Here is a 26,034-nt window from a genome sequence, read left to right as displayed (position 1 = left end):
GGAGAGCTGCTATTTTTCATTTCCTATACTCTTATCAGTGTTCTGCCTTTGTTATAATAATTTTTTCATTCTCTACTACAACCGTTACATAATCATTCTCTTCTAATCTCAACTGATTCACAGCCTCATCTGGCAACTCTACAGCCATAAGTTGATCCGTTAAAATGACTTGACTATACATTTTATTTTGTTGTAATGATACAACTGCCTTATCTTCATTGATAAAACGAAGAGGTGGTACCCCCACTTCTTTTACAGTTCGCCAATTTTTACGAATAAAAGGTGCCAACCATAATAAACTGATCAGAATTACAACGAGTCCAATCCATAAATTACTTTGTCCTTGTAATTCAGCAATCGAAATGACATCATCTGTTCCTTCACCACTCGTTAATTGGATGGTAGTTGCTATACAATTATTCAACGCATGAACAGCAATATTCGTCCATATATTTTTCGTTTTTATGTAAAGAAGACACATGACAACACCAAATACAAAAGCACCGACTACATCAAAATGTCCTAAACCAAAAATAAGAGAGGACACAATTACAGCACGTTTTATCCCCCACTTAAACGTCATACGCTGTAAAAAGAAACCTCGAAAGATAACTTCCTCCATAATAGGTGCAAAAATACATGCTGAAATAAAGCTAAAGATTTTTGTATATGTGCTACTCATATCAATTACACTATCATCACTTAATACACCCATTAAGAAATCTGGAACAAGATGTGCTAATATGTAAAATTGAATAAAAGATACACCGAATGCAAAAATCATTCCCATTGCGGTTGCAACTATGATTATCTTCCAGTTTAACCGTGATGGTTTATCAAAGAAGCTAGTAAATATAACATTATTTTTTCGTGTTTTTAAATATAACCATAGTAGTGGAAATACAAAAAACACCGAAATTTGCACTGCAACATCCATGACATTTTCTGAAGCGCCCGCAAAGGATAGCGGTAGCACCATTACTACTATACCCAAAATCATCCATGCAAAAAAATTCCGAAGTCGTATACGTGAAAATGCGTATTGAATAAAAAACACCCCCAAGATGATATATTTATATTTTAATATGAATATCATTAAAATTCTTCCTATTTTTCTCAGTTCGCTTTTAAATACTATACCTATTAAAATATATAATAAGGAATCTATTTTGTAATTTCCTCTTTGCAAGATTTTCTGTTATAATGTTAAACGTCGCTTTTTATACCTGTTTTTTCAAAACATATTATCATGATAGGAATAAGGAGGATTACGCACATGGATTTTTTTGAAAATGTCATTACTCCGATTCATAAGTTTATTACAACAACAAACGAATATTTATGGGGTTATATTTTAATTACATTGTTAATCACTGTAGGTTGTTATTTTACAATAAGAGCTGGATTTGTTCAATTCCGTCAAATTCGTGAAATGATCCGTTTGCTAGGCGATGGCGCAAGCCCTTCTACACGTAAAGCACAAAAAGAAAAGCATGGTGTTTCTTCATTCCAAGCGTTTTGCATGAGTACAGCATCACGTGTTGGAACAGGTAACTTAGCTGGTGTAGCAATTGCTATTTCTACGGGTGGACCAGGTGCTGTCTTTTGGATGTGGCTTATCGCTATGATTGGCGGCGCATCTGCTTTCGTTGAAAGTACACTTGCACAAATTTATAAAATTAAAGACGGTAAAACATTCCGTGGTGGACCAGCATACTACATGGAAAAAGGTTTAAACAAACGCTGGATGGGTATGATTTTCTCCGTTTTAATCACAGTTAGTTTCGGTTTAGTCTTTAACGCTGTACAAGCAAATACCGTAACATCTGCATTCGATGGTGCTTTTCATATCGATCCAAAAATAGTTGGAGTTTCATTAGCTGCTCTATTATCTGTTATTATTTTTGGTGGCGTAAAACGAATCGCACGTGTTGTAGAAATGATTGTACCAGTTATGGCAATCATTTATGTTGCAGTTGCACTATTTGTTGTCGTGACAAATATTACATTGATTCCAGAAATGATAAAAGAAATTTTAGCACACGCATTTGGCATAAAAGAAATCGCGGGCGGTAGCTTTGGTGCAGCTGTTTTACTTGGTGTCAAACGTGGTTTATTCTCCAATGAAGCTGGTATGGGTAGTGCACCAAACGCAGCTGCGACTGCTAATGTAACACACCCTGTTAAACAAGGTTTTATTCAAACACTTGGTGTCTTTACAGATACATTATTAATATGCAGTTGTACTGCTTTTATTATCCTTTTATCAGACGTTCATACTGGAACAGATTTAAACGGTATTCAGTTAACACAAGAAGCGTTAAAAGCACATATTGGTCCTTGGGCTCCAATCTTTGTCGCTGTAGCAATTTTCTTGTTTGCTTTCAGTTCTCTAATCGGAAATTACTATTATGGTGAGACAAATATCGAGTTCTTAAAAGGAAGCAAAACAACACTTATGATTTACCGCATCGCTGTAATTGGTATGGTATTCCTAGGTTCTGTTGCAACCATTCAAGTTGTTTGGGATTTAGCCGACCTATTTATGGGCGTTATGGCAATCTTCAACTTAGTTACAATCATATTCTTAAGCAAATACGCATTTGCAGCATTAAAAGATTATATGAAGCAAAAAGAGGCTGGAAAAGATCCTGTCTTCTACGCCGACAGCATTCCTGGTTTAGAAAATACAGAATGCTGGGATCGTGAAAAAACAGAAGAAAAAGTTGGTTAAGAAAAATCCCCGCGAGCGGGGATTTTTCTATTATAGTACATCACGCTTTTGGAATAATGTACTTGATGCAACGAGTAATACTACAAAATAAGCAAGTACTAGCAGTAAAGATGTTGTGAAATTAAATTCTGTAAATGGTGGTTCAGCGCCGCCACTAATTAATTTGTTGCTGTCGTACATACTTAAGTTCAAATGGAAAAACACAACAAATTTCACAGTACCTTTTCCAAACATCATAAGTGCCATCTTAATTGGCCCTTGTAGGAAAAATAGGAACAATGTAATAATTAATGGCAACACAGATTTTCTAAATACATTTGCCAAGAAAAAGGCAAGTGTTGCAAAGAAGAACGGTGCAAGAAGTTGATATGAGATTGATTTAAGCAATATGCTTAACGTTAAATCTGTTTTCCCTCCGTCCATTGCAATTGCACCGATAATCATTGCAATTAACATACCAGCAAAGACAACAAATAGCATTGTTAGTAATACAGAAATGTATTTAGAAAATAAAATCATAATTCTTTTTCTCGGACGAATTAATAATTGCTTAATCGTTCCTTTTTGAAACTCCTCTGTAATCGTACGAGAAGCAATCGTAATACCGAAAATTGTTGCAAATAAAATAACTAAACTAATATCTGACTTCGTAAAATCTAAATATGTTCCATTAAAATCTTTAGCTTCACCCCATTTTAATATTGCGAGGACACCTAAAATTTCTAATGCAGCAATTACACCTATTAAAATATACATACCTTTTTTTGCATGTAATTTTAGCAATTCATTTTGAATTAATTTAAACATTACGCTCTCACTCCCCCTGTAATCGCTAAGAACTCATCTTCTAACGTTTTATTTTGTACTGTAACGCCATATACAAGTACATCAGCATGCACAAGTTGTTTTACAATTTGCGGAATCTTTTCTTTCGCTACAGATGTCTCAACTACGCTCCCCTGTGCCTTACCTTTAATAATTTCATTCGCTTTCTGAATTTGATCTACCTCAAATGCCACTACAACCGTTTCACCATGCTTTGCTTGCTCATGTAAGTTATACTCTTGCACAAACTGTCCTTGCTTAATAATAACAACACGATCGCACATCAATTCAATTTCACTCAATAAATGACTCGATACGATGACAGCGATATTTTCCTCTTTCGCTAATCGTTGTAAATAATCACGAATTTGACGAATACCAGCCGGATCTAATCCGTTCGTCGGTTCATCTAAAATTAAAATTTTCGGATTATGTAAAAGTGCTTGCGCAATCCCCAGACGTTGTTTCATTCCAAGTGAATATGTTTTCACTTTCTTATGGATAGCGTGTTCTAATTCTACAAGTTTTACAATTTCAGTAATTCGTTCTTTACTAATCGGCTTAACTGCCATATTTGCAAAATGCTTTAAATTTTGCATTCCTGTCATATAGTCATAGAGTTCCGGATTCTCGACAATCGCCCCAATTTGTTCTAACGCCTTCTCACGTTCTGTCTGAATGCTATGACCACAAATTGTAATATCGCCTTTTGTCATTGAAATCAGACCAGTCATCATCCGAATTGTCGTCGTTTTCCCGCTTCCATTCGGTCCAAGAAATCCATATACTTCCCCTTCACGAACCTCAAATGAAAGACCACGAATAATTTCATTTTTCCCTATTTTTTTATGGACGTTTTCTAATTTCACTACTACGTTTCCCAATGATTGTTCCTCCTTTAGACTTCTAGTTTTTTGTCGATGATATGACTTGTTATTACCATCAATAAAAAAGTTAATAATAAACTAAAAATTAAATAAGAAATATTTGAAGCATCATTAAAATAAAAAGATGTTTCGAAAAAACCATTTTTATCTATAACTCCAACATTTTTTATCGAAAATACATATATATTTATTTTGTCTAGCATATTAGTTATAACAAACTGGATTCCACCGAAAACAACAAAGAAAATTATAAATAACATTTTATTTAATGAGGATTTCACATTAAATAGTTTTACAACTATGATTATGAAATACAGAGAAACTAATGTACTCACTAAATCTATAATCCATAAGAAGATAGAGAACAAATGGTGTAAAAGCCCATAATTGTATAACCTATTAATGGCTTGTTGTACCCCTCCATTTGCTTTATTCTCATATATATTGATAGAAAGAAGATGTAAAAAAGCAATTCCTATTAACGACAATAGAGTAAACATTATTATAAAAAATAATAAATTCGCATATATATATTTCTTTGATGGGATGGCAACATATTGAATCATAGACCCTCTTACTATTTTTCTGAAAGAAGAGATCGCCAATAAGAAGATAGAAAATGCAGTCATACAAAATAAGAATATAAATATGATTAATGCTATATCTTGTCTATTTGAAACCCTTATCCCTGAGGACCCCTTCATATTAAATAATAAAATTAATGAAATAGTAATAAATCCAAAATAAATTATCCATACCTTCTTTTTATTACAATTATATAAATATCGAAGAAGTGAACTCATTTCCTGAACACCTCCTTAAACAACTCATTTACAGCTTTTCCCCTCTGAAAACGAAGCTCTTCTACATTCTCATGCAGTACAATCTCACCATCCTTCAAAAAGATAACCTCATCAAAAATGTTTTCAATTTCGCCAATTAAATGGGTCGAAATGATGATAGTACAATCTTCACGATAAAATTGTAATATAAGTTCTAGCACATGCTCCCGTGAAACAGGGTCGATTCCACCAAGTGGTTCATCTAATATATAAAGTTTTGCTTTTCTCGAAAATGTTAAAATCAGCTGTAGCTTTTCAACCATTCCTTTTGACAGTACTGTAATTTTTTCTTCTAGCGGTATTTTAAATTCAGCTATCGTATCAACCGCCTTTTGAATATCAAAATCTTGATAAAAGTCTCTATAGAAAAATAAAGCCTCTTTTACAGTCATCCATTCATCAAATACTGGTCTATCAGGCATAAATGAAACAATCTTTTTTGTTTCTAAACCTACTTTCTCACTTGCTATTGTGATATTTCCTTCCGAAGGGTGCTGCAAACCTGAGATCATTTTCAATAATGTTGTTTTTCCACTACCGTTATCTCCAACAAGACCAACGATTTTTCCTTCTGTAATCTCTATGTTTAGCTCACGAATCACTGCTTTTAAACCATATCGCTTCCATAAGTTCTCTATTTTTAATAGCTCTGTCATCAGCTCTCCTCCCTTTTCTCTTCCAATGAGGAACGAAGGATTGAGAGAATTTCCTCTTCTGTAAAACCTAAATTGTCCATTCCGTTTATAAAAGAATGAAGCAACTCTTTTGCCATATCTTTGCGCAGCTCCATAATTTTCTCCCCTTCGCTCGTTACATATCTCCCCATCCCTCTGCGTGTTACAACGATACCTTCTCTCTCTAGTTCTTGAAATGTACGCTGAATTGTATTTGGATTGACTTGTAACTCACTCGCTAATTCACGTACAGAGGGAATTTTGTCACCAGGTAATAAATGACCTGTTACAATTTCCTTTTTTATGTATTCCATCATCTGAATATAAATCGGTATGTTAGGAGAAAACTCAATTTTCATTTCTCCCCTCCTTTCGTCTTAGTGTACTAGTTAAATAGTACACTAAGACGAAAGGGATGTAAATACTTGTAAGTTAAAAATATAACAAAAAAAGGTAGTGCAACCTTCGTTGCACTACCTTCCTATTTTATTTCGTTACCATTTCTGCTTCACTTTCTTCAAAAGGCCACTTCGGTAACATATTACGGAGTTCCTTATCAGAGCGATAACCCAGTGCGTATTCTGCCTGCATAATGGTATGAATCTCACGTGTTCCTTCGTAAATAACTGGAGCTTTTGCATTTCGCAAATATCGTTCTACTGGAAATTCATTTGAATATCCATATGCCCCGTGCACCTGCACTGCATCATTTGCCGCTTCAAATGCAGCGTCACAAGCGATCCATTTTGCTAAAGAAGTTTCACGTGTATTACGTTTCCCTTCATTTTTTAACCACCCAGCTTTATAAACCAATAAACGTGATATTTCAAGGTTTGCAGACATTTTCGCAATCATTTGCTGCACAAGCTGATGTTTCCCAATTTCTTTCCCAAATGTTTTTCTCTCTTCACAATACTTTACACTTGCCTCCAAACTTGCTTGAATCAGTCCGCACGCACCTGCTGCTACTGTGAAACGTCCATTATCTAATGAAGCCATTGCAATTTTAAACCCTTCACCTTCTTCTCCAAGAAGGTTTTCCGCTGGTACTTTTACTTCATCTAAAAATACTTCACCTGTGTTGCCAGCTCGAATGCCAAGCTTTCCTTTTATCGCTTTTGTCGATACTCCTGGAAATGTTCGTTCTACGATAAAACAAGAAATACCTCGGTGCTTTAATTCTGGATTTGTTTTCGCAAATATTAAGAAGTGATCTGCAACATCACATAACGAAATCCATGTTTTAGATCCATTTAATACATAGTGATCACCTTGTTTCACTGCTGTTGTTTGCATCGCAACGACATCTGACCCTGCATTTGGTTCTGTTAAACCGAAAGCCCCAATTTTTTCACCTTTCGCTTGTGAAACAAGGTACTTTTGTTTTTGTTCTTCTGTTCCCCATTGCAGAAGTGTCATACTATTTAGACCTGTATGTACAGATACAGCTGTACGGAAAGCTGTGTCACCGCGTTCTAATTCTTCACAAACAATAGCCAGCGTATTATAATCCATACCCACGCCGCCATATTGTTCTGGGATACAAACGCCCATAAATTGCAGTTCTGCTAAACGCTTCAAGATTTTTTGTTCAAAATGTCCTTTTTCATCCCATTCTTTAATATATGGAATAATTTCATTATCTACAAAGAACCTCACTACTTTTCTAACACTTTGTTGTTCTTCTGTTAACGAAAAATTCATTTGTACTGCCTCCTTATATCCATTGATTTTTTGTCATTCTCGTAATGATTTCCTGAGAATACCCTAATTTTCGCAAAATCTTTTCTGTATGTTCCCCGTGGAGTGGTGGATATTTTTGCATCTGTACTGGTGTCCTTGAAAGCTTTAATGGTGAACCTACAAGTTTAAGATTTTCAATTGTTGGATGTTTCATATGAACCGTCATATCTCTCGCCACGGCTTGCTCTGTTTCTAGCGCTTCTTTCACATTAAGAATTGGTCCATTTGGAATTCCTGCTTCATCCAAAAGTTGTTTCCATTCCTCTTTCTTTTTCTTCTTCATTTCAATAGCAATCATATTGACGAGCTCATCTTTATGCTGAAGGCGACTTGCATTTGTTTTATAACGTTCTAAGCTGGATAAATCTTGTCTACCTAGCAACAAACAAAACTTATGAAACTGCTCATCGTTTCCGACCGCAACAACAAGATCACCATCCTCCGCTTCAAATACTTGATACGGAACAATATTCGGATGCTGATTGCCAAGTCTCTCTGGTAATTCACCTGTACATAAATAATTGCTCGCTACATTTACTAATGCTGCTAATTGGGAATCAAATAAAGAAATATCAATTTCTTGCCCTTCTCCCGTTCTATTTCGGTGCTGCAGAGCCGCTAAAATCCCGATACACGTAAAAAGACCTGTGAGCACATCTGAAATTGCAACCCCTACTTTTGCAGGCTCTTCATCCTTTCCTCCTGTTATACTCATAAGCCCACTCATTGCTTGAATCATATAATCATAGCCAGGAAGATGTGAAGCAGGACCCTTTTGACCAAACCCACTAATAGAAGCTAGAATAATGTCTCCCTTCACTTCTTGTAACACATCATAACCAAGTCCCATTCTTTCAAGTGTCCCAGGCTTGAAATTTTGCACAACGATATCAGCATGAGAAACAAGCTTTTTCAAAATATCCTTTCCCATTTCTGATTTTAAATTTAATGTAAGCGACTCTTTATTGCGATTCGCACAAAGAAAATAAGCACTTTCTCCTTCTACAAAAGGCGGTCCCCATCCTCTTGTATCATCACCATTTCCTATATTCTCAACTTTAATTACCTCAGCTCCTAAATCACCGAGAATCATTGTACAAAAAGGACCGGCAAGAACCCGAGATAAATCAATAATTGTAATCCCTTGTAGTGCTCCCTCCAACTCCTTCTCCTCCTATAGTAAAAACCAGCAAAACCAATGAGAAAAAAAGGAGACATGTTGGTTTTACTGGTTTGTATTTACAAGCTATTGTGTAAAAAATTATTGTACTTTTACTTGTGCCAACACTGATTTAAATGCATTGATTACTGTATCTACTTCTTCATAACTAATTGTAAGCGATGGCTCAATACGAATTGTTTTCGAATTAATTAACGTTCCTGCAACAAGAATTCCTTGATCAAACATCGCCTTCGATACTTCATAACCAATTTCATCCTTATGGAATTCAATCCCAATCATTAAACCTTGGCCACGGATTTCAAATACTTTGTCTTCATGTCCTTCCGCTGCCTTTTTCAACCCTTTTAAGAAATACTCCCCAACTTCCGCAGCTCGTTCTGGTAATTTATCTTCCAATAATACATGGATTGTTGCAATTGCAGCAGCACATGCAAGTGGATTTCCACCAAACGTTGTTGTATGCATGAATGGATTTTCAAACCAGCTTTTGAATACTTTTTCTTTAGCAACAATTGCACCCGCTGGCATTACGCCCCCGCCAAATGCCTTTGCAAGACAAATAATATCCGGTACAACATCATATAATTCTGCAGCAAACATTTTCCCAGTGCGTCCCATTCCTGTTTGTACTTCATCAAAAATAAGTAGTGATCCGAATTCATCACAAAGCTCTCTCACTTGTTTCAAATAATTTTCTGGAGGTAAAATAATACCGCCCTCTCCTTGAATTGGTTCTAAAATAACAGCTGCAACATCTTCTCCAACTAAAGCGCATGTTTCAAATGTTTTTCTCATCATATCAATATCACCAAATGGGACGTGACGGAAGCCTGGAATTAATGGTAAGAATGGTTTACGGAACATTCCTTTTGCTGTTCCAGATAAAGAACCAAGACTCTTACCGTGGAAAGCACGTGTTGTGGAAATAAAAGTTGTTCGTTCACTGTACATTTTTGCTAGTTTTAATGCTGCCTCCACACTTTCCGTCCCACTATTTGTAAAGAAAGCATATTTCAAATCACCAGGTGTAATATCCGCTAAAATTTTTGCAAGAATCGCACGAAGTGGATCTAGTAAATCCTGACTATGCAATGCTTGACGCTTTAATTGATCCGTTACAGCTTTTACAACTTTCGGATTACGGTGTCCAACATTATAAATCCCGAATCCACCTAAACAATCAATATATTTTTTTCCATTGATATCCATGAAGCAAGATCCTTCATCAGACCATTCTACTGCTGCAAATTGCCCATCTTTTGTTACTGTTTTTCTATATGCGAGGAAGCCAGGATTTACGTGTTCTCTAAATCCATCTACTGTTTCTTTTTGGATCCAGTTCGCCTCTTCTGCAGAAACTTTCTCTTTTTCAATTAGTTGCAGTACTTTTGTAATATAATCATTTACACTCGTATTCTTCACATCTTGTTCATTAGATTTACTTTTCACATTTGTTCCCATCTATTTCACCTCTACAGTCTTTTTATTTGCAAACCAACCAATTGGTTCTACTTCTAGATTTATATTAATCTGCTTAATTTCTTGGAATTCCTCTAAACCAAACGTTCCTAAGCTACGACCGATACCACTTTGTTTATATCCGCCCCAAGGCGCCTCGTTGTATGTTGGGTGGTAACTATTAATCCACGTAATTCCTGCACGAAGCTTGCGGATTACACGCATCGCTTTAGCACCATCAACTGTAAATACACCTCCAGCTAAGCCGTAATCTGTACCGTTTGCTAGTTCAATTGCTTCTTGTTCATCCTTAAATTTTTGGATAACTACAACAGGACCAAAAATTTCTTCCTGCACAATACGCATATCAGGTTTCACATTGACAAAGACCGTTGGTTCAATAAAGAAGCCATCACCTTTCCCATCCGCCAGTATACGCTTTCCTCCGCAAACAATTTCTGCTCCTTCATCTTTTCCAATCTCTATATAGCGTAATACTTTTTCCATATGCTCCTGACTTACAAGTGGCCCCATCTCTGATTCTGGGTTATCACCAGGTCCAACATTAATTTGCTTTGCTCGTTCTACGAAACGATTAACAAATCTATCGTAAACGCTTTCTTCTACAAGAATTCTTGATCCTGCTGAACATACTTGTCCAGCACCTGCATAAATACCAAACAGAGCATAATCAACAGCTGTTTCAAAATCTGCATCTGCAAAAATAATATTTGGAGATTTCCCGCCTAGTTCTAGCGAAATCTTTTTCATATTATCTGCCGCTGTTCTCATAATGTGCTTTCCTGTTTTTGTTCCGCCCGTAAAGGAGATCATATCAACTTTATTACTTGCTGCAATCTCATTTCCTACTATTGGCCCGGCGCCCATTACCATATTGGCAACACCTTTTGGCAATTCTACTTTTTCCATTATTTCGAATATTTTCATTGCAGTGATTGGTGTAACCTCAGAAGGCTTAAATACAATTGTGTTTCCAGCTGCTAAAGCAGGTGCAATTTTCCAAACACTCATTAGTAACGGATAATTCCAAGGAACTATTAAACCACAAACACCAACTGGCTCTCTCACTACCATAGCTTGCATCGGATCAGCTACATGATACGTTTGTCCGTCTGGCTTTGTAATCAACCCAGCATAATAGCGGAAACAAGCTGCCGCATCTCCAATATCTCCTTCTGCCTCTCGATATGTTTTTCCATTATCCATTGTTTCAAGACGCGCAAGTTCTTTCAAATTTTTATCAATTTCATCTGCTATTTTAAATAAATAAGATGCTCTTTCCGCAGCAGAAGTTTCTGACCAAATTCCGCTATCAAAAGTAGCTCTTGCCACTTCAATCGCGTATTTCGCATCCTCGATCGTTCCTTCAGATGCATATGCGATAACCTTGCCATTCGCAGGGTTAATAATCGGTTTTTTCTCTTGATTACTAGAATCTCTCCATTCACCGTTTAGATACATTTTTAAATCTAGCACTGTATATAGCCCCCCTTTGTCAATCATTCATATATTATATAAGCAATAATTGTGCCAACATTTGAAATACGAAGCAATCATAAAAAAACTGACGATTTCCTTAAATAACCTATACAAAGTTATGCGTTTTTGCATAGATTATTACATTTCGCATAATTACAACAAAGAGAAGGGGCAGTCTATGTAGACTCCCCCCTTTCTCCTTTAAAAATACGAAATTGTATCAATTGCTATTTCCTTTTCATTCATGATTTTTTGATATTTACGACTAACAGAAGACTGGCTTATCCCAAGAGCCTTTGCTGCCTTTGTTGTCGTTTTATACTGCTTCATTGCAAGTAAAATTAATTGTTCTTCTACAGAATGCAATGCTTCTTGTAGTGGCAAAACTCTTGTAATCACTGGCTTTGATTTTTTAAAATCATATCCAGGATTAAGGAATTTACTAACAAATTCAGCATCAATGACTGAATCATCTGCCGATACTACTAAACGTTCAATCATATTCTGTAATTCTCTTACATTTCCTGGCCATGAATAAAACTCTAGTAAATTTAGTGCATCCGGAGTTAAATGATAGTTTTTATTATATTTTTCATTTAACTCTTGTAAAAAATGAAACGCGAGTAGTGGAACATCTTCCATTCGTTCTCTAAGCGGTGGAACTTGCAGTGGGATGACATTTAAGCGATAAAATAAATCTTCCCGGAACGTGCCCGCTTCCACCATTTTTTCAAGACGTTTATTCGTCGCGGCAATAATTTGAACATTGATTTTCGTAGGTATTGTGCTTCCAATTGGAATTACCTCTTGTTCTTGCAATACTCTGAGTAATTTTACTTGCAGATGTAAAGGCATTTCTCCAATCTCATCCAAAAATAAAATTCCTTGATCCGCCCGCTTAAAATACCCTTCTTTTCCATTTTTATCAGCACCAGTAAAAGCACCTTTCGTATAGCCGAACAGTTCACTTTCTAACAATGTCTCTGGAATCGCACCGCAATTTAATTTTAAAAATGGATTTGAAGATCTGTTTCCAAGTTGATGAATCGCTTGTGCAATCACTTCTTTCCCAACACCTGATTCTCCAGAAATAAGAACATTTGAAGAAAAATCAGCTATTTTTTTTGCTTGAGTAATAATTTGCTCCATTTTCGGACTACAATAAATAAGTTTCTTAAGAAAGCGATCTTTATTTTTAAAGCTGTCCAACTCTTTCTTATATTGTTCGGATATCTTTTTTATCTCATGCAATTCCGTCTTTAATCGCGTTGCTTCTGTAATATCTCTTGAGGCAATAATAATACGATGAAGCTCTCCATTTTCATTAAACACAGGATTTCCAACGGCTAATATCTTTCTACCTTTTTTTGTCTCTTGTACAATCGATACCTTTTTTTGTTGTTCCAACACTAATCGTGTAACTGATGGACTAAATAACCCTTTTTTCTCTAAGTCTAACAAATTTTTTCCTAAAAGATCCTTCAAATCTCTTCCCCAAAAATCATTGATAACGGTTTCACTATAACGGATTAATTCCCCTTTATGATTAACTACTAATATTTCATCATAAATGCTAGATAAAATTGCATGTAAGTCTTTATTTAAATCCTTTATATATTCAATTTCCATAGCCATATCCTCAACCATCGGTAAATCTTGCACAATAATGACCATTCCTTCGATTCTTTGATCGAAGCTTGGTATAGGACTGTAGTCAACTAATACTCCCATCTCATTTGTTATTTGTAATTGATTTAAAATCGTTTTTCCTGTTGCAAATACATTGTTAATATGTTCCCCATTAAAAATCTGTTCTGCTGGTGCATTCATTACTTTTTCAGGAGTGGATTTGATCATCTTCAAACCAGATTCATTACAATTCACAATTTTCTTTTCACGGTCTACTACAAAAATCCCCATTGGAATAGAAGTTAAAATAATTTTCAGTAGATCCACACTTTTATTTTCTTGTTTAAATAGTTCTGCAAAAACATCTTCTCTTCTTATGTATCCCGTTAACTCTCCTCTTTCATTTTTCACTATGGCAATAGGTGCCCCAATAATTTGAAAGAGAGCTGTTAAGGAAATATTTTTGCTAAGATGACATATTGTATCTAATGAAACAGCATTTGAAAGTAACATTTTAGTCGTTAAGCGCTCACTTCTTGATAGCAGCTCCTTAACATGGACGTATGCAGATAATTGATCTTCTCTTTTTAAAAACAGAAAAGATTCTTTCATATTTTCAGCGTCTATATTCCATTCCTGTTCAGATTGATCGATCGATATGGAAACAATAGGTCTAATTTTATCATGAGCAATGGAAAACATTTTGTTACTCCTCCTTTAAACTGCTTAACTTGTATTGTATCATTAAAATCGGAATTTTTTTAATTAATCTGACAATACATACTTTTTACTTACTTTACTAAAAAAAGAAGATGGATAGTTCCATCTTCCTCCCTAAAATTAATCACTACCACTAATTAAAATATCTTCTTGAATATACGCTAATACCATCCCTGGGATTACTTTATCTCCTGCTTCTACTTCTAAAGATTGTACTTCTCCGCTACATCCCATTTTAATTACTTCCAACTTACCATTCATATTTTTAATCGCAAACAGTGGTTCCCATTCATAAATTCGAGAGTCCTTATCAATAGCAACTTTTTCAACTGTTCCATAGCATGGGCTCGTAACTATTTCATAATACAAAATAAATCATTCCCTTCCTTTATTCTATTAATATTGCTCTGCCAACATTTGTGACTGGAGAATCATATGAAAAAAGCTTTGAAAATCTTCTACATCTTCTATTTCAATTCCTAGCTTAGGTGCCCAGTATTGCTCTTCTTCGATATCTTCCTGACTTAATAAAATCATTCTTCCATTTTGAATAGATGTGACCATTGCTTTTCCAAAAAATTGCTGTGAATACGTGACTGCTATATCATAGCGATGATGATTCGACATAATACAGTAATAACCAATTGGTTGCTTTTCAATTTGTTCTAATAAAATGTCCAGTTTCATTTGATTCCTCCCTTTAGCTTAAAAATGCAACCATCCTCTTAGACGCGACGCTTCTACAATTTTACGAACCCCTTCTATATAAGCAGCAATTTTCATATTTACCCCAAACCGTTTTGAAGTGTTAAATACATCAGAAAAGCTAGATGTAATTTTTTCTTTTAAACATTGGTCTACATATTGCTCTGTCCAATAATATCCTTGGTTATTTTGGCACCACTCAAAATAAGAAACAATAACACCTCCAGAGTTCGCTAAAATATCCGGAACAACTAAAACATCTTTCTCTTCTAATATTGTTATCGCCTCTTTCGTTGTCGGACCATTTGCAGCCTCAATGATAATCTTACACCCAAGTCTTTCTGCATTATGTTTCGTAATTACTCCTCCAATTGCTGCTGGAATGAGTACATCACATTCTTTTTCTAGCAACTCTTGGTTAGAGATTGTTTTACTAAAGAGGTTCGATACAACACCAAAAGAATCTCGATTCTCTAATAAATAAGGAACATCTAGACCGTCTGAGTTATAAATGCCACCTAAAGCATCAGATACTCCTACTACTTTCACACCAATATCATATAAATATTTTGCCAAATGACTTCCAACGTTTCCAAACCCTTGAATGATTACCCGCATATTTTGAATTGGAATATGTTTTAATTCACTCACTAATTGGAGCGTGTATAATACCCCTTTAGAAGTAGCTGTTTCTCGTCCTTGTGATCCTCCTAGCATTAACGGCTTTCCAGTAATAAAACCAGGAGAATCAAATTCCCTAATATGATCATACTCATCCAGCATCCAAGCCATAATCTGAGCATTTGTATACATATCAGGAGCTGGAATATCTTTAGTAGGTCCAACAATTTGGCTCACTGCTCTTACATAGCCACGGCTAAGTAACTCTAATTCTCTAAAGCTCATCTTCTGCGGATCACAAATAATTCCGCCCTTTGCTCCTCCATATGGAAGTCCTGTAACTCCGCATTTTAAGCTCATCCATCCGGCCAACGCTTTTACTTCCTCTGCTGTAACATCTGGATGAAACCTGATACCACCTTTTGTTGGCCCTGCTGCATCATTATGCTGAGCACGATATCCTTGAAATACCTTTGTTGTTCCATCATCCATTCGAACAGGAATACTTACTTCTAAAAAACGCATCGGCTTCTTAAGAAACTCGAATACTTCCTCTGGATAATGCAAAACATGGAGTGCTTCTTTTAATATGGCTTGAAATTCCTCTAAAGCATTTTCCGACTCAACTTTTTCTTGAATAGATTGTATTACATCCTCTTTTTCTGATTGAATTGCCACGATAACACCTCATTTATTTATTTATTTTTACTAGTTTTATAAAGCAATAATCGTGCCAACTGGAAATATAATGTTTATATTATCGTTTCAACCTCAACTCTTTCTCTTATTTACAAAATGTCTCACGTTCTTTATGAATAGTTGAATGATTTATGTATTATTGCATACTTGTAGCCTCTACAAAATAAAAAACACCGGATAAATCCCGATGTTTTTTATTATTTTACATTTCCTGCACTTCTTCAAAGTGCATTTGCGGAGGTGCTGAACGAAACATGTTCGTAATATATAAAAGATAACCGATTCCAATGGCAGCCCAGCTAAGTCCAAGAATAAGCGAATGAATATTGAGGTTAAACCATAATACAGCCACTGTACCTGCACCTAAAATAGGCATAACTAAGAAATTTAAAAAATCTTTTGTTGTTTTATATCTTTTTTGCTTTATAACATAGTAGGCAATTACAGATAAATTAACAAATGTAAATGCAATAAGCGCTCCGAAGTTAATAAGAGATGCTGCTGTTTCTAAATCAATAAACATAGCAGAGAGCGCAATAATTCCCACAAAAATAATGTTATATACTGGAGTTCGCAAGCGAGGATGAATGTATCCAAATATCTTCTGCGGAATTACATTATCTCGCCCCATTACGTATAATAATCGCGATACACTTGTATGAGAAGCTAAGCCTGATGCTATTGTTCCCATAAATGTTCCTACTAAAAAGAAAGTTTGAAATAATTTTCCTCCGACGTATAATGCAATTTCTGGAGCTGCTGATTCTTGATCTTTAAATACGGATGCATCTGGAAAAAAGGATTGTGTAAAGTACGTAGTGACAATGAATAAAATTCCGCCAATTAAAGCAGTAAGAAAAATAGCTCGAGGAATCGTCTTCTTTGCGTTTGGTGTTTCTTCTGAAAATGTAGTTACTGCATCAAAACCTAAAAATGAAAAACAAAGAATTGTTGCCCCTGCAACTAACGGTGATATTTGTATATCTGATTGAAAAAACGGCTGAATGGAAAAGACTTCTCCAGTTCCTTCTCCTGCTATCAATCCTTTTATAACGAGAACTACAAACACAACCATTACTAGCACTTGAAATGTTACTAAGAACGTGTTGAAATTGGCAGTAACATTTACACTAATAATATTGATAAGTGTAATAAGTAGAACAAAACCAATGACCCATGCCCAATCTGGAACACTTGGAAAAAGTGCCGACATATAAATTCTTGTTAATAGTGCATTCACCATTGGTAAAAACAAATAATCCAATAATGCTGACCATCCAACAAGAAACCCAAGCCTTGCACTAATTGTCTTTTGTGTATAAGTGTAAGCAGATCCCGCAGTAGGAAAAACCTTTACCATTTTTCCGTAGCTTGCAGCTGTAAATAACATCCCTGCTAATGCAATAAGATAAGCTCCAGGAACATGCCCACCCGTTTTTTCAGAAACGATTCCAAATGTATCAAACCCTACCATTGGTGTCATATACCCAACGCCTAGCATAACAATTGACCAAAGTCCTAATGAACGCTTTAACCCAACTCCTTTTCCCACCTATCATTCCTCCTACTTTCTCTATCTAATTTTCATGTACAGATTGATAACTAAACAGAAAACGCTTTCAATGAACCGTATATGTCATATAATGCATTACAAAACCCCTTTCTTTATTTTTTAAATATTCATGCAATTTTTGAGCCAAAATTGTCTTTGTTAAAAAATTTACTAAACAGCCATATTTTTTTATGCTCCAATGAAATTACAGGTGGGATTATTTTTCTAATTGCTTCGTTAATTTTCTATTCATTTTGACATAACTTATTCAATCTCTCATACCAATAAATACAAATGAAGTGAAACTTTAATCAGTCGGCGAATAAAAACTTATCATGAGATAATAACATTATGTAAACTATTCATAACAAAAAAGCTGCCTTTATATGAAAGACAGCTTTTTCAATCTTATCTATTAAAAATCGAATACGAAATCATCGTCTGATAACTTTTCAACATTTGTTGCTTTTACATAACCATTCCCTTTTACAGAGAAGAAATCATGGTTTTTCGTATCTGTACGTAAACCGTTTAATACGATTGGGTTAATTTCTTCTTCCTCAAAGCGTGGTTCTAATCCTAAGTTCATAAGCCCTTTATTCGCATTGTAACGAACAAAGCGATTTACATCTTCAACAAGACCAATGGATGTATAAATTTCTTCTGTATATGCCATTTCAATTTCATACAGTTCCATCAATAACTCTTGTGTTTCTTTTTGCACCTCTTGTTGTTCTTCTGCAGAAAATTCCGCAAAGATTTGCTGTGCTAAAATACCAACGAATACGCCGTGAATTGACTCGTCACGAATTATTAAGTTAATAATTTCACCACTCGCTGTTAATTTTCCTTGTCCTGCTAAGTAAAGCGGATAGAAAAATCCGCTATAGAACAAGTAACTTTCTAAAAATACACTTGCTACCATAGCCATGTATAATTCTTTTTTCGTTACTTGTGGCTTCAATAAACGACGATAGTAACCTGTAATAATACCTGCTTTTTTCTCAAGCAATGGATGGCTATCTACCCATTCAAAGATCTCATCAATTTCTTCTTCCGTTGCGAGTGTCGTAAAGATATGACTGTAACTCTTCGCATGTACTTCTTCCATAGCACCCATGAAAGCTAATACACTTTTCGCTTGCAAATTCTCAAGATGAACAAGTACAAGTGGCATCCCTTCGCCGCCTTGCTTTGTATCTAAAAGTGTTAAACCACCTAATACACGCTTATACACAATTTGCTCTTCTTTTGATAATTGCACCCAAGTATTTTTGTCAGAAGATACCGCAATTTCTTCTTCTGTCCAAAACTGAGCGATGTTTTGCTTCCAAAACATTAAACTAAAATCGTCTTCTTTTTTGTTCCAGTTTACCGCGCGCATTGAATCGCCCCTTCTCTATCAATAAGCTTTTCTAATATGCGGTAAAGCTTTCAGTTTGTAATGAAAACTTAACCGCATGTTAGACGTCTTAAATTTTATAACTAAGCATGAGCAGGGTCAGAAAAACCCTGCTCATGATGTCTTACTCTTTATTTTGTATATCAATCAATTATAGTTTGCATCAAACTGTACAAGCAACGCACTCTTCCACGCTTAACTTACGTGTTCTTGTATAATACAAACTCTTTAGACCTTTTTTATGTGCATAGATGTAATAACGTGCTAATTCACGCGTAGAAATATCGCTATTTACATAAAGAATTGTACTAATTCCTTGGTCAATATGCTCTTGAATTTCTGCGATTAAATCAATTAGTTTAAACTGATTCATATCGTAAGAAGATTTATAATACCAGAACGTATCTTTTGATAAATACGGCATTGGGTAATATGTTGTCGCATTTGCATACGTTCTTGACTCAATTTGACTTACGATCGGCATTACGCTTGAAGTTGCATTTTGCACGTAACTGATCGATTGTGTCGGAGCGATAGCCAATCTATATGAGTTGTATAAACCGTGCTTCTGTACTTCCTCTTTTAGACTTGTCCAATCTTCTTTTGTTGGAATATAGATTCCTTCAAATAACTGCTGTACTTTATCAGTTACAGGACTATAGTCTGTTGTTTCATACTTTTCAAAGTATGAGCCATTTGCATAATCCGACTTATCGAAGTCTTTAAATGTTTCGCCCTTTTCTTTCGCAATACCCATACTCTTTTCAATGGAGTAGTAATTTAACATCATAAAGAATGTACGAACAAATTCTTTCGCTTCTGCACTTTCATAAGCAATTTTATTTTTCGCTAAATATCCATGTAAGTTCATAGCACCAAGTCCAACTGAATGAAGCTCATCATTTGCTTTTTTCACAGTCGGCGCGTTTGGAATAACAGTCATATCAGAAACAGCTGTTAATGCTTCCATTCCTGCATGAACTGCTTCACGAATTTCTTTATTCTCCATTACGTTTACAATGTTTAATGATCCTAAGTTACAGTTAATATCACGGCGGATAATGTCATCTGTACCATAGTCATTAATTTCAGATGTTTCTTGTAACTGGAAGATTTCCGTACAAAGGTTTGACATCTTCACAGTTCCAATATCCTTTAACGGATGTTGTTTGTTCGCATTTGATTTAAACATTAAGTATGGATAACCAGACTCAAGCTGAATCATAGCAATTTTAATGAGCATATCACGTGCACTAATATCAAGTGGCTTCTTCTTCACATTCGGATTACTCATCAGTTCATCATACATTTCATCAATATCTATATCATCTAAATGTTTTCCGTACTCTTTATATACTGTATAAGGTGCGAAAACATGGAATGGTTCGTTTTTCTCTGCAAGCTCAAAGAACTTACTCGGAACGATAATACCGATTGATAGGGACTGAATACGGCTCTTCTCGTCGGCATTTATTTTTTTTGTATCGAGGAATTCTATAATATCCCAATGGAAAATGTTTAAATATACTGCTCCGGCACCTTTTCTTTGCATATTGTTACTCCATACCTTTAAAACGTATGGGGGATAGTCATTTCTGCTATCCTCTCTATATCGCTATAGAGTTCAGACCATATCTTCTTCTCACCAAATTCTTTGTTTAACCACTCATCGTATGTTTGATGTACATGAATATGACATAAATCACAAAGTGGCAATAAATTCATTATAAGGTTTGCTTGATTAAAGCTTTCAAAAAAACGGAATGGAATAATGTGATGTAATCTTAGTGTATTTATATCATATTTTTCTAAACACCTTTGACAACGAAAATCATAAAACTCAAACATATACTCTCGCATCCTGGACCAGTTTTTCCCATACTTGTTCGTTGTGCCGTAATTCAGCTCCACAAAAAATTTATTATTACAACTTTTTGAACAAAAAACTTTTGAATCTCTAACAGTATATGCTGGCCTAGAAAAAGGGTTTTCACAGTAAGAACATATTAAATTTACAAGCTGACTTCTATTCAATGTCCACCTACACTCATGCGAACATGTTTTTGTTACACTTTTATCAGAATAAAATTCACTCGCACATATAACACAAACTAATTTATATCTTTTAGTTTGACATTTCTTACTACAAAACTTTTGATTTATCCTTTTTCCTACAAATGATTTTCCACATCCAAAACATATTAAATTATAGTTTGTATTAATAAGTGCAAGCTTCTTCCGACACTCTAATATTCCACACGTTTTGGATCGTTCCATCTCTCTTTTATTATTCTGATTAACCTCATATTTACTTTTACAAATAGGACATATTTTTGTTATAAAGCTCTTTTTTCTCCCCATAACTGGATACACCCTTTGAATTCGGTTGGTTTGAGAAGCCAGGTTCGAGCTATATAGTCACCTACATAGCCACTTGGTCGTTGAACCTTCTCCCTATCTAATAGACTTAGGAGCTCGGCTGCTGATTTCCTGCAATCTTGGATTTTTAGGGGGCGCTACGTAATTTCTTCGTAGTATCCTACCTAGATATACTCAGGCGTTCCAGCAATTGACCCGGTTTTATAGTTGAGCCATAAGTTAACCCAACTGATTCGCATATGAAAACGAATCTTCAAGCAATTTCATAACTGGTACAACACCGCTTGCTGCGTTATCAATACCTTTAATTTGCTCACCGCGTGCGCGTAGCTTAGAAAGGTTTAAAGCGACTCCGCCACCAATTTTTGATAGCTGCATCGCCGTATTAATATTAAATCCAATCGAATTTAAGCTATCATCCATCTCTAACAAGAAACAAGACACCATTTCTCCTCTTCTGCTTCTTCCTGCATTCAAAAAGGTTGGTGTCGCTGGTTGGTAGTTTTGTTTTACAATCATGCTTGCAAATTGTTTTGCTTTATTAACATCACCGCGTCCTAAGTATAATGACACAATTGATACACGATCTTCGTAGCTTTCTAAGTATTGTTTTTGATTATTTGTTTTTAATGCATAATCCTTATAAAACTTAGATGCCGCCATATAAGATTGGAACTCGAAGTTTTCACCGTATGCAACGTTGTATACTTCCTCTACTTCCTCCAACTTATACTCGTCCAGAACGTTGTAATAGTAATCGTGCTTGTTCATATACTCGATTCGCTCTGCCACGCTATCAAAATGAACGGTATTCGCTCTCGCTTCTTCCATAAAGACTTCTAATGCTTCTTTATCTTTATGAAGCTGGTAGAAACCGTCTTGCATTTGCGTGATTTCATTATTCAGTTCAATGTGTCGCAATCTCCCGCACCCTTTCTTTAAAATATTCTACATCTTTATTTGTTCCAGATAACTCAAATTTTGATACAATAGGTACTTCGTATCTGGATGAGATTTTATCTGCACTTGCTCCGAACATATCTCCCCAGTTGCGATTGCCACTTGCAGATACGCCTTTTAAATTTGCATTATTGCGTTCTAAAAATTCTAAAACACGTTCCGGCACATTTCCAAAACCTGTTGTATACGTAATAAGAACAAAATCTTCGTCTAATACTAGATCGTCATTAATTTGAACGGCCGGCATATTTAATTTGTGGATGAAACGCTTCACGTTTCCTGTCATAGAATCATATGCAACTAACATTTCCGACCCTCCCCTTCTTTCTTTAATATCTAGATGTCGTTTCATGATTTCTCTATATATTGTATTACGTTTCAAAACAAGACACAAGATATATGTATAAATTCTTTCTTTTTTTAACTTTTACTTTTCGACATGACAAGTCCTTTTTTTCAATACAAAGACTATGAAACAACATTCTAAAACTCATGTCAATAAAGTGCTTTTCGAAAAAGTTGTCAACGAATTTAATCATATTTACAAAAATGTTATCAATATGTTTTGTCAAAAAACAGTAAATGCTGGAGAAATATATTTCTCCAGCATCACATAAAAAAGAACAGAATTTACGAGATAATCTGTTCGAAACCGGTTACACATTATTCAGATCACACAAGTAAGGAATTCTCTCTCTTGTGGATTAAACATTTATTAAATCGAGTACATATACTTTCTTTTTTGTTACACAATAAAACATATTATTGTAATGAAAAGGACAATTATTATGGCACACCAATTTATTCGTTAGTGTGATGAGAATTTTAAAAAGACTGTACACAAAGCACCGCTCATTCGCAATGTTCAATACGTAAAATATCCTTTATAAATAAATGATGAAAATTTTCGTCTTTATCTTGCATTGTAAATACTGGCGCTTCTTCATCAAAATATACAACCATTCCCTCTACATATTGATTCATAAGCTGAAATTTCACAGTTGCTCGAATGTGAATTTCTTGCTCATATGCTACTTTCAATTTTTCTATAACTTCTTCTGTACGTTTCTCAGGAAACATAACCATTCCTACGAATCGTTTTCCTGTACCATCTTTCCACATGTAGTCCCAGTGCGGTAAAATACCTTGTTTAAATTCTCCCATAATTCTCCTCTCCTTTTCCTTCTATTAAGAACGCGGTGTTTCTATATATGTATAAATAATTTTCCCGCCGTGCTGTGCATTCCCACTGAAATGTTTAAAATCTTCTCGATTTACTACAACCTCACGAAACGTATAAAATACATCCTTAGTTACAATATACTCTTCTATCTCTCCATTTTTCAGTTGATCTAAAATTGTATTTGCTAATTGTTTATCCATGTATTTCACCTCTCTGCAATATTTTATCCTATCTTTCACAAGTCGACAATGTTAAATTTCTTACATTCACAGCAAGTATCATATACTACCATAACGGTTCATCTATACTGAATCAATTGGATATTCAAGCTTATCCTATAAAATTCAAGAAATTGATGAATAACTGGTTGAAACTTTATTTTATGTTACAATAAGAATGACAACTAGGAGGGATAATATGATTCGGAAAGCAAAAAAGACAGATGCGAAGGCAATATCTCCTTTATTGTATAACGCTCTGCATGAAATTGCTGAAAAAATCACAGGTGGGAGAACAGGAACAGAAGTCTTGACAGGGCTTGAAACTTGGTTTTCAAAAAAAGAAAATCGACTTAGCTACGAGAACTGTTTCGTTGAAGAACAAGATGGACAAGCAATTGGAATCATCGTAGCCTATCATGGCAGCCATGCAAAACAACTAGATACTCCCATTGTAAAACACTTACGAAAAATCCATCAAGATTCATCTATTACGCTAGAAAAAGAAGCTGAGCTCGATGAATATTATATTGACACATTATCCGTTTCAAACACATATGGCGGACGAGGGATCGGCTCAAGATTGATTAAAGCAGCAGAAAATGATGCCTATGAAAAAGGCTATGAGAAAATCGCATTACTTGTAAATTTAGAAAACAAGCGAGCTTTCTCTTTATATAAAAAACTTGGCTACCAAGAGGATAAAACGGTTATGCTTGTTGGAGAGCCATATGCTCATTTAGTGAAACCACTATATAAAAAAGCTTTCGTTTCTTAAAAAAAGCACACGATTCTTTATTGTAATCGTGTGCCTTTATGTTAAATTGGTATTCAATATATTTCCATTCATTGCTTCATGAAATGTATATTCTGTACAACTCCATGGCTTCCCATGAAAAATAGGCGGACCAGACCATCCTCTAGCACGTAGCTCAGCCCCAATCATCGTATTAAAATAACTATGCCCTATGAGCGCAATTTGCCCATGTACTAACGCATATCCGACTAATGTATCAGCTGCTTGCTTCGCTCTTCCTTGTACTTCACGATAAGACTCAACACCTTTAGAATATCCAATCATCCATAATGTACGCCCAATAAATGTCCATACTTCCGGTTTGCACTTCACCCATTTCGGAACAAAGAAACTAGATGGTACTTCTGCCTCTCGAAAAAGGGAGCTTTGTATAAAAGAAAGAGAATTTGTTAATTCTGCTGCTGACTGTACCGTACGTTTTTGATCACTCGTTACAATAAGCTTCGCAGATTCGATTACTTCAACCGTCTCAATTGGTATGTCCATACTTTTTTCCATACCGTCTAAATCGTACCGCTCCATCCATTTGTGGAACGATGATACTGTCATTGATTCTGTAACATTGTTCAAGCGACCGTGACGAATAAAAGAAATTCGCATCTTCTCCACTCTCCATTCACCGCTCATCACCTATATTATTATGCACTTTTTCTTATTATCATCATACCATGGAGAAAGAGAAAGTCATACTTCCTTACATATCCGCACCGCTCTCATGAGTGACAGAAGCATGCATACCATCTAATCCATCAAAATATGTATCTGTTTCATGGATACGAATTATTTTTAATTGTTTATATGAAAATAAGAATAAAAGGATCATTATAAAACTTCCAACAATTTTAAACAACATTTTTACCGCCCCCAGTTTATTATACCCCTATATACTGATATAAGCACTTTTTTATCAATTCCCTCTCCTAAAATAGAAAAATACTTTATACATTTCTTATGAAAAATGACTATTTTTTGAAATTTTATCATGGAAACATTTACAAACAGGGGAATATAGTTCAAAATAAAGGGAAATAAAAAAGAACAACATTGTTCTTTTTTTGGTAAAACTGTAACAAGGAGAGTTGCTTATGAAAACCGCAGAAACTGGAGATATTATCGAATTTAAAGGTGGAATGCAAGGCCGTGTTCAAAAAGTAAATAAAAACTCCGTTATTGTCGATATAACAATCATGGAGAATTTTAGAGAACTAGATATGGAACCTCTTACAGTTGTAAATCACAAAAACTATACAGTTATCAATCAACATGCGTAATATAATAGAAAAAAAAGGATCTGCATGTATCA

At 35.1% G+C, this 26,034-nt stretch carries 26 protein-coding genes and 1 pseudogene; 3 read left to right on the top strand and 24 right to left on the bottom strand.

Features of this window, described 5'->3' with window-relative positions:
• Nucleotides 1-34 precede the first annotated feature (34 nt).
• On the bottom strand, nt 35-1,048 hold the full coding sequence (locus BPMYX0001_RS06255; protein ID WP_033799626.1) for a CPBP family intramembrane glutamic endopeptidase: 1,014 nt from the start codon (nt 1,046-1,048) through the stop codon (nt 35-37).
• A gap of 228 nt (nt 1,049-1,276) precedes the next feature.
• Here BPMYX0001_RS06255 and BPMYX0001_RS06250 point away from each other — a divergent pair, with 228 nt between their 5' ends.
• Nucleotides 1,277-2,734: an alanine/glycine:cation symporter family protein gene (locus BPMYX0001_RS06250; RefSeq protein WP_006094120.1), complete on the top strand. Its 1,458-nt coding sequence runs from the start codon at nt 1,277-1,279 to the stop codon at nt 2,732-2,734.
• 30 nt (nt 2,735-2,764) lie between these two features.
• Here the strand turns inward: BPMYX0001_RS06250 and BPMYX0001_RS06245 are convergent, their stop codons facing one another.
• The 21 genes and pseudogenes from BPMYX0001_RS06245 to BPMYX0001_RS06145 all read right to left on the bottom strand — a co-directional run bounded on the left by BPMYX0001_RS06245 (nt 2,765) and on the right by BPMYX0001_RS06145 (nt 23,896).
• On the bottom strand, nt 2,765-3,541 hold the full coding sequence (locus BPMYX0001_RS06245; protein ID WP_003196114.1) for an ABC transporter permease: 777 nt from the start codon (nt 3,539-3,541) through the stop codon (nt 2,765-2,767).
• Nucleotides 3,541-4,443, bottom strand: coding sequence for an ABC transporter ATP-binding protein (locus tag BPMYX0001_RS06240; RefSeq protein WP_018781039.1), 903 nt, complete (start codon nt 4,441-4,443; stop codon nt 3,541-3,543). The genes BPMYX0001_RS06245 and BPMYX0001_RS06240 overlap by 1 nt, the downstream gene beginning before the upstream one ends.
• Before the next feature lie 14 nt (nt 4,444-4,457).
• Nucleotides 4,458-5,249, bottom strand: coding sequence for a hypothetical protein (locus tag BPMYX0001_RS06235; RefSeq protein ID WP_018781040.1), 792 nt, complete (start codon nt 5,247-5,249; stop codon nt 4,458-4,460).
• Nucleotides 5,246-5,944: an ABC transporter ATP-binding protein gene (locus BPMYX0001_RS06230; protein ID WP_006094117.1), complete on the bottom strand. Its 699-nt coding sequence runs from the start codon at nt 5,942-5,944 to the stop codon at nt 5,246-5,248. The genes BPMYX0001_RS06235 and BPMYX0001_RS06230 overlap by 4 nt, the downstream gene beginning before the upstream one ends.
• Entirely contained in the window at nt 5,944-6,321 is a 378-nt protein-coding gene (locus tag BPMYX0001_RS06225; RefSeq protein WP_003196110.1) for a GntR family transcriptional regulator, read from the bottom strand. Before BPMYX0001_RS06225 ends, BPMYX0001_RS06230 begins: the two co-directional genes overlap by 1 nt.
• Nucleotides 6,322-6,448: 127 nt before the next feature.
• Nucleotides 6,449-7,666, bottom strand: coding sequence for an acyl-CoA dehydrogenase family protein (locus BPMYX0001_RS06220; protein ID WP_006094116.1), 1,218 nt, complete (start codon nt 7,664-7,666; stop codon nt 6,449-6,451).
• Nucleotides 7,667-7,679: 13 nt separating this feature from the next.
• Nucleotides 7,680-8,867: a CaiB/BaiF CoA transferase family protein gene (locus BPMYX0001_RS06215; protein ID WP_006094115.1), complete on the bottom strand. Its 1,188-nt coding sequence runs from the start codon at nt 8,865-8,867 to the stop codon at nt 7,680-7,682.
• 99 nt (nt 8,868-8,966) lie between these two features.
• Nucleotides 8,967-10,349, bottom strand: coding sequence for a putrescine aminotransferase (locus BPMYX0001_RS06210; RefSeq protein ID WP_006094114.1), 1,383 nt, complete (start codon nt 10,347-10,349; stop codon nt 8,967-8,969).
• On the bottom strand, nt 10,350-11,843 hold the full coding sequence (locus BPMYX0001_RS06205; protein ID WP_033798752.1) for an aldehyde dehydrogenase family protein: 1,494 nt from the start codon (nt 11,841-11,843) through the stop codon (nt 10,350-10,352). It lies immediately after the preceding gene.
• A 204-nt stretch (nt 11,844-12,047) separates the two neighbouring features.
• Complete coding sequence (locus BPMYX0001_RS06200; RefSeq protein WP_003196105.1) at nt 12,048-14,177, bottom strand: sigma 54-interacting transcriptional regulator; 2,130 nt, start codon at nt 14,175-14,177, stop codon at nt 12,048-12,050.
• A gap of 138 nt (nt 14,178-14,315) precedes the next feature.
• Nucleotides 14,316-14,564 carry a biotin/lipoyl attachment domain-containing protein gene (locus BPMYX0001_RS06195; RefSeq protein ID WP_003196104.1) on the bottom strand — a complete coding sequence of 83 codons (249 nt, stop codon included), beginning with the start codon at nt 14,562-14,564 and terminating at the stop codon, nt 14,316-14,318.
• Between the two features lie 27 nt (nt 14,565-14,591).
• Nucleotides 14,592-14,882, bottom strand: a complete 291-nt coding sequence (locus BPMYX0001_RS06190; RefSeq protein ID WP_006094112.1) for an SAV0927 family protein — start codon at nt 14,880-14,882, stop codon at nt 14,592-14,594.
• Nucleotides 14,883-14,900: 18 nt separating this feature from the next.
• On the bottom strand, nt 14,901-16,199 hold the full coding sequence (locus BPMYX0001_RS06185; RefSeq protein WP_006094111.1) for a Glu/Leu/Phe/Val family dehydrogenase: 1,299 nt from the start codon (nt 16,197-16,199) through the stop codon (nt 14,901-14,903).
• A gap of 223 nt (nt 16,200-16,422) precedes the next feature.
• Complete coding sequence (locus BPMYX0001_RS06180) at nt 16,423-17,772, bottom strand: APC family permease (RefSeq protein ID WP_003196101.1); 1,350 nt, start codon at nt 17,770-17,772, stop codon at nt 16,423-16,425.
• A gap of 415 nt (nt 17,773-18,187) precedes the next feature.
• Complete coding sequence (gene nrdF / locus BPMYX0001_RS06175; protein WP_003196100.1) at nt 18,188-19,156, bottom strand: class 1b ribonucleoside-diphosphate reductase subunit beta; 969 nt, start codon at nt 19,154-19,156, stop codon at nt 18,188-18,190.
• A 181-nt stretch (nt 19,157-19,337) separates the two neighbouring features.
• On the bottom strand, nt 19,338-20,726 hold the full coding sequence (locus tag BPMYX0001_RS29280) for a ribonucleoside-diphosphate reductase subunit alpha (protein ID WP_003196099.1): 1,389 nt from the start codon (nt 20,724-20,726) through the stop codon (nt 19,338-19,340).
• Between the two features lie 17 nt (nt 20,727-20,743).
• Complete coding sequence (locus BPMYX0001_RS33610) at nt 20,744-21,535, bottom strand: HNH endonuclease (protein WP_006094110.1); 792 nt, start codon at nt 21,533-21,535, stop codon at nt 20,744-20,746.
• Between the two features lie 240 nt (nt 21,536-21,775).
• Nucleotides 21,776-22,474 (bottom strand): annotated as a pseudogene (locus BPMYX0001_RS06160) (ribonucleotide reductase N-terminal alpha domain-containing protein); the annotation flags it as partial.
• Nucleotides 22,461-22,820, bottom strand: a complete 360-nt coding sequence (nrdI, locus tag BPMYX0001_RS06155; protein WP_006094109.1) for a class Ib ribonucleoside-diphosphate reductase assembly flavoprotein NrdI — start codon at nt 22,818-22,820, stop codon at nt 22,461-22,463. The pseudogene BPMYX0001_RS06160 and the gene nrdI, both read right to left, overlap by 14 nt.
• 545 nt (nt 22,821-23,365) lie before the next feature.
• Complete coding sequence (locus tag BPMYX0001_RS06150) at nt 23,366-23,677, bottom strand: hypothetical protein (protein WP_006094108.1); 312 nt, start codon at nt 23,675-23,677, stop codon at nt 23,366-23,368.
• Nucleotides 23,678-23,701: 24 nt separating this feature from the next.
• Nucleotides 23,702-23,896 (bottom strand): hypothetical protein, encoded by a 195-nt coding sequence (locus BPMYX0001_RS06145; RefSeq protein WP_003196093.1) that lies wholly within the window; start codon nt 23,894-23,896, stop codon nt 23,702-23,704.
• A 217-nt stretch (nt 23,897-24,113) separates the two neighbouring features.
• Between BPMYX0001_RS06145 and BPMYX0001_RS06140 the strand changes: the two genes are divergently transcribed.
• Entirely contained in the window at nt 24,114-24,692 is a 579-nt protein-coding gene (locus BPMYX0001_RS06140; protein WP_006094107.1) for a GNAT family N-acetyltransferase, read from the top strand.
• Nucleotides 24,693-24,728: 36 nt separating this feature from the next.
• Here the strand turns inward: BPMYX0001_RS06140 and BPMYX0001_RS06135 are convergent, their stop codons facing one another.
• On the bottom strand, nt 24,729-25,331 hold the full coding sequence (locus BPMYX0001_RS06135; protein WP_018764170.1) for a histidine phosphatase family protein: 603 nt from the start codon (nt 25,329-25,331) through the stop codon (nt 24,729-24,731).
• A gap of 94 nt (nt 25,332-25,425) precedes the next feature.
• Complete coding sequence (locus tag BPMYX0001_RS32975; RefSeq protein ID WP_003196090.1) at nt 25,426-25,584, bottom strand: hypothetical protein; 159 nt, start codon at nt 25,582-25,584, stop codon at nt 25,426-25,428.
• Between the two features lie 232 nt (nt 25,585-25,816).
• Between BPMYX0001_RS32975 and BPMYX0001_RS06125 the strand changes: the two genes are divergently transcribed.
• Nucleotides 25,817-26,002, top strand: a complete 186-nt coding sequence (locus BPMYX0001_RS06125; protein ID WP_003196089.1) for a YkvS family protein — start codon at nt 25,817-25,819, stop codon at nt 26,000-26,002.
• Nucleotides 26,003-26,034: the final 32 nt, after the last annotated feature.

Origin of the sequence: Bacillus pseudomycoides DSM 12442 (assembly GCF_000161455.1) — a bacterium.
Classification (GTDB): domain Bacteria; phylum Bacillota; class Bacilli; order Bacillales; family Bacillaceae_G; genus Bacillus_A; species Bacillus_A pseudomycoides.
The sequence above is the reverse complement of the archived record's forward strand: the minus strand, read 5'-3'. Positions and strand labels throughout refer to the sequence as shown.

Coding starts and splice junctions, on each gene's coding strand:
- BPMYX0001_RS06250 (WP_006094120.1), top strand. CDS start 1,277: ATGGATTTTTTTGAAAATGTCATTACTCCGATTCATAAGTTTATTACA.
- BPMYX0001_RS06245 (WP_003196114.1), bottom strand. CDS start 3,541: ATGTTTAAATTAATTCAAAATGAATTGCTAAAATTACATGCAAAAAAA.
- BPMYX0001_RS06235 (WP_018781040.1), bottom strand. CDS start 5,249: ATGAGTTCACTTCTTCGATATTTATATAATTGTAATAAAAAGAAGGTA.
- BPMYX0001_RS06230 (WP_006094117.1), bottom strand. CDS start 5,944: ATGACAGAGCTATTAAAAATAGAGAACTTATGGAAGCGATATGGTTTA.
- BPMYX0001_RS06225 (WP_003196110.1), bottom strand. CDS start 6,321: ATGAAAATTGAGTTTTCTCCTAACATACCGATTTATATTCAGATGATG.
- BPMYX0001_RS06220 (WP_006094116.1), bottom strand. CDS start 7,666: ATGAATTTTTCGTTAACAGAAGAACAACAAAGTGTTAGAAAAGTAGTG.
- BPMYX0001_RS06210 (WP_006094114.1), bottom strand. CDS start 10,349: ATGGGAACAAATGTGAAAAGTAAATCTAATGAACAAGATGTGAAGAAT.
- BPMYX0001_RS06200 (WP_003196105.1), bottom strand. CDS start 14,177: ATGTTTTCCATTGCTCATGATAAAATTAGACCTATTGTTTCCATATCG.
- BPMYX0001_RS06190 (WP_006094112.1), bottom strand. CDS start 14,882: ATGAAACTGGACATTTTATTAGAACAAATTGAAAAGCAACCAATTGGT.
- nrdF (WP_003196100.1), bottom strand. CDS start 19,156: ATGCGCGCGGTAAACTGGAACAAAAAAGAAGACGATTTTAGTTTAATG.
- BPMYX0001_RS29280 (WP_003196099.1), bottom strand. CDS start 20,726: ATGCAAAGAAAAGGTGCCGGAGCAGTATATTTAAACATTTTCCATTGG.
- BPMYX0001_RS33610 (WP_006094110.1), bottom strand. CDS start 21,535: ATGGGGAGAAAAAAGAGCTTTATAACAAAAATATGTCCTATTTGTAAA.
- nrdI (WP_006094109.1), bottom strand. CDS start 22,820: ATGTTAGTTGCATATGATTCTATGACAGGAAACGTGAAGCGTTTCATC.
- BPMYX0001_RS06150 (WP_006094108.1), bottom strand. CDS start 23,677: ATGGGAGAATTTAAACAAGGTATTTTACCGCACTGGGACTACATGTGG.
- BPMYX0001_RS06145 (WP_003196093.1), bottom strand. CDS start 23,896: ATGGATAAACAATTAGCAAATACAATTTTAGATCAACTGAAAAATGGA.
- BPMYX0001_RS06140 (WP_006094107.1), top strand. CDS start 24,114: ATGATTCGGAAAGCAAAAAAGACAGATGCGAAGGCAATATCTCCTTTA.
- BPMYX0001_RS06135 (WP_018764170.1), bottom strand. CDS start 25,331: ATGCGAATTTCTTTTATTCGTCACGGTCGCTTGAACAATGTTACAGAA.
- BPMYX0001_RS32975 (WP_003196090.1), bottom strand. CDS start 25,584: ATGTTGTTTAAAATTGTTGGAAGTTTTATAATGATCCTTTTATTCTTA.
- BPMYX0001_RS06125 (WP_003196089.1), top strand. CDS start 25,817: ATGAAAACCGCAGAAACTGGAGATATTATCGAATTTAAAGGTGGAATG.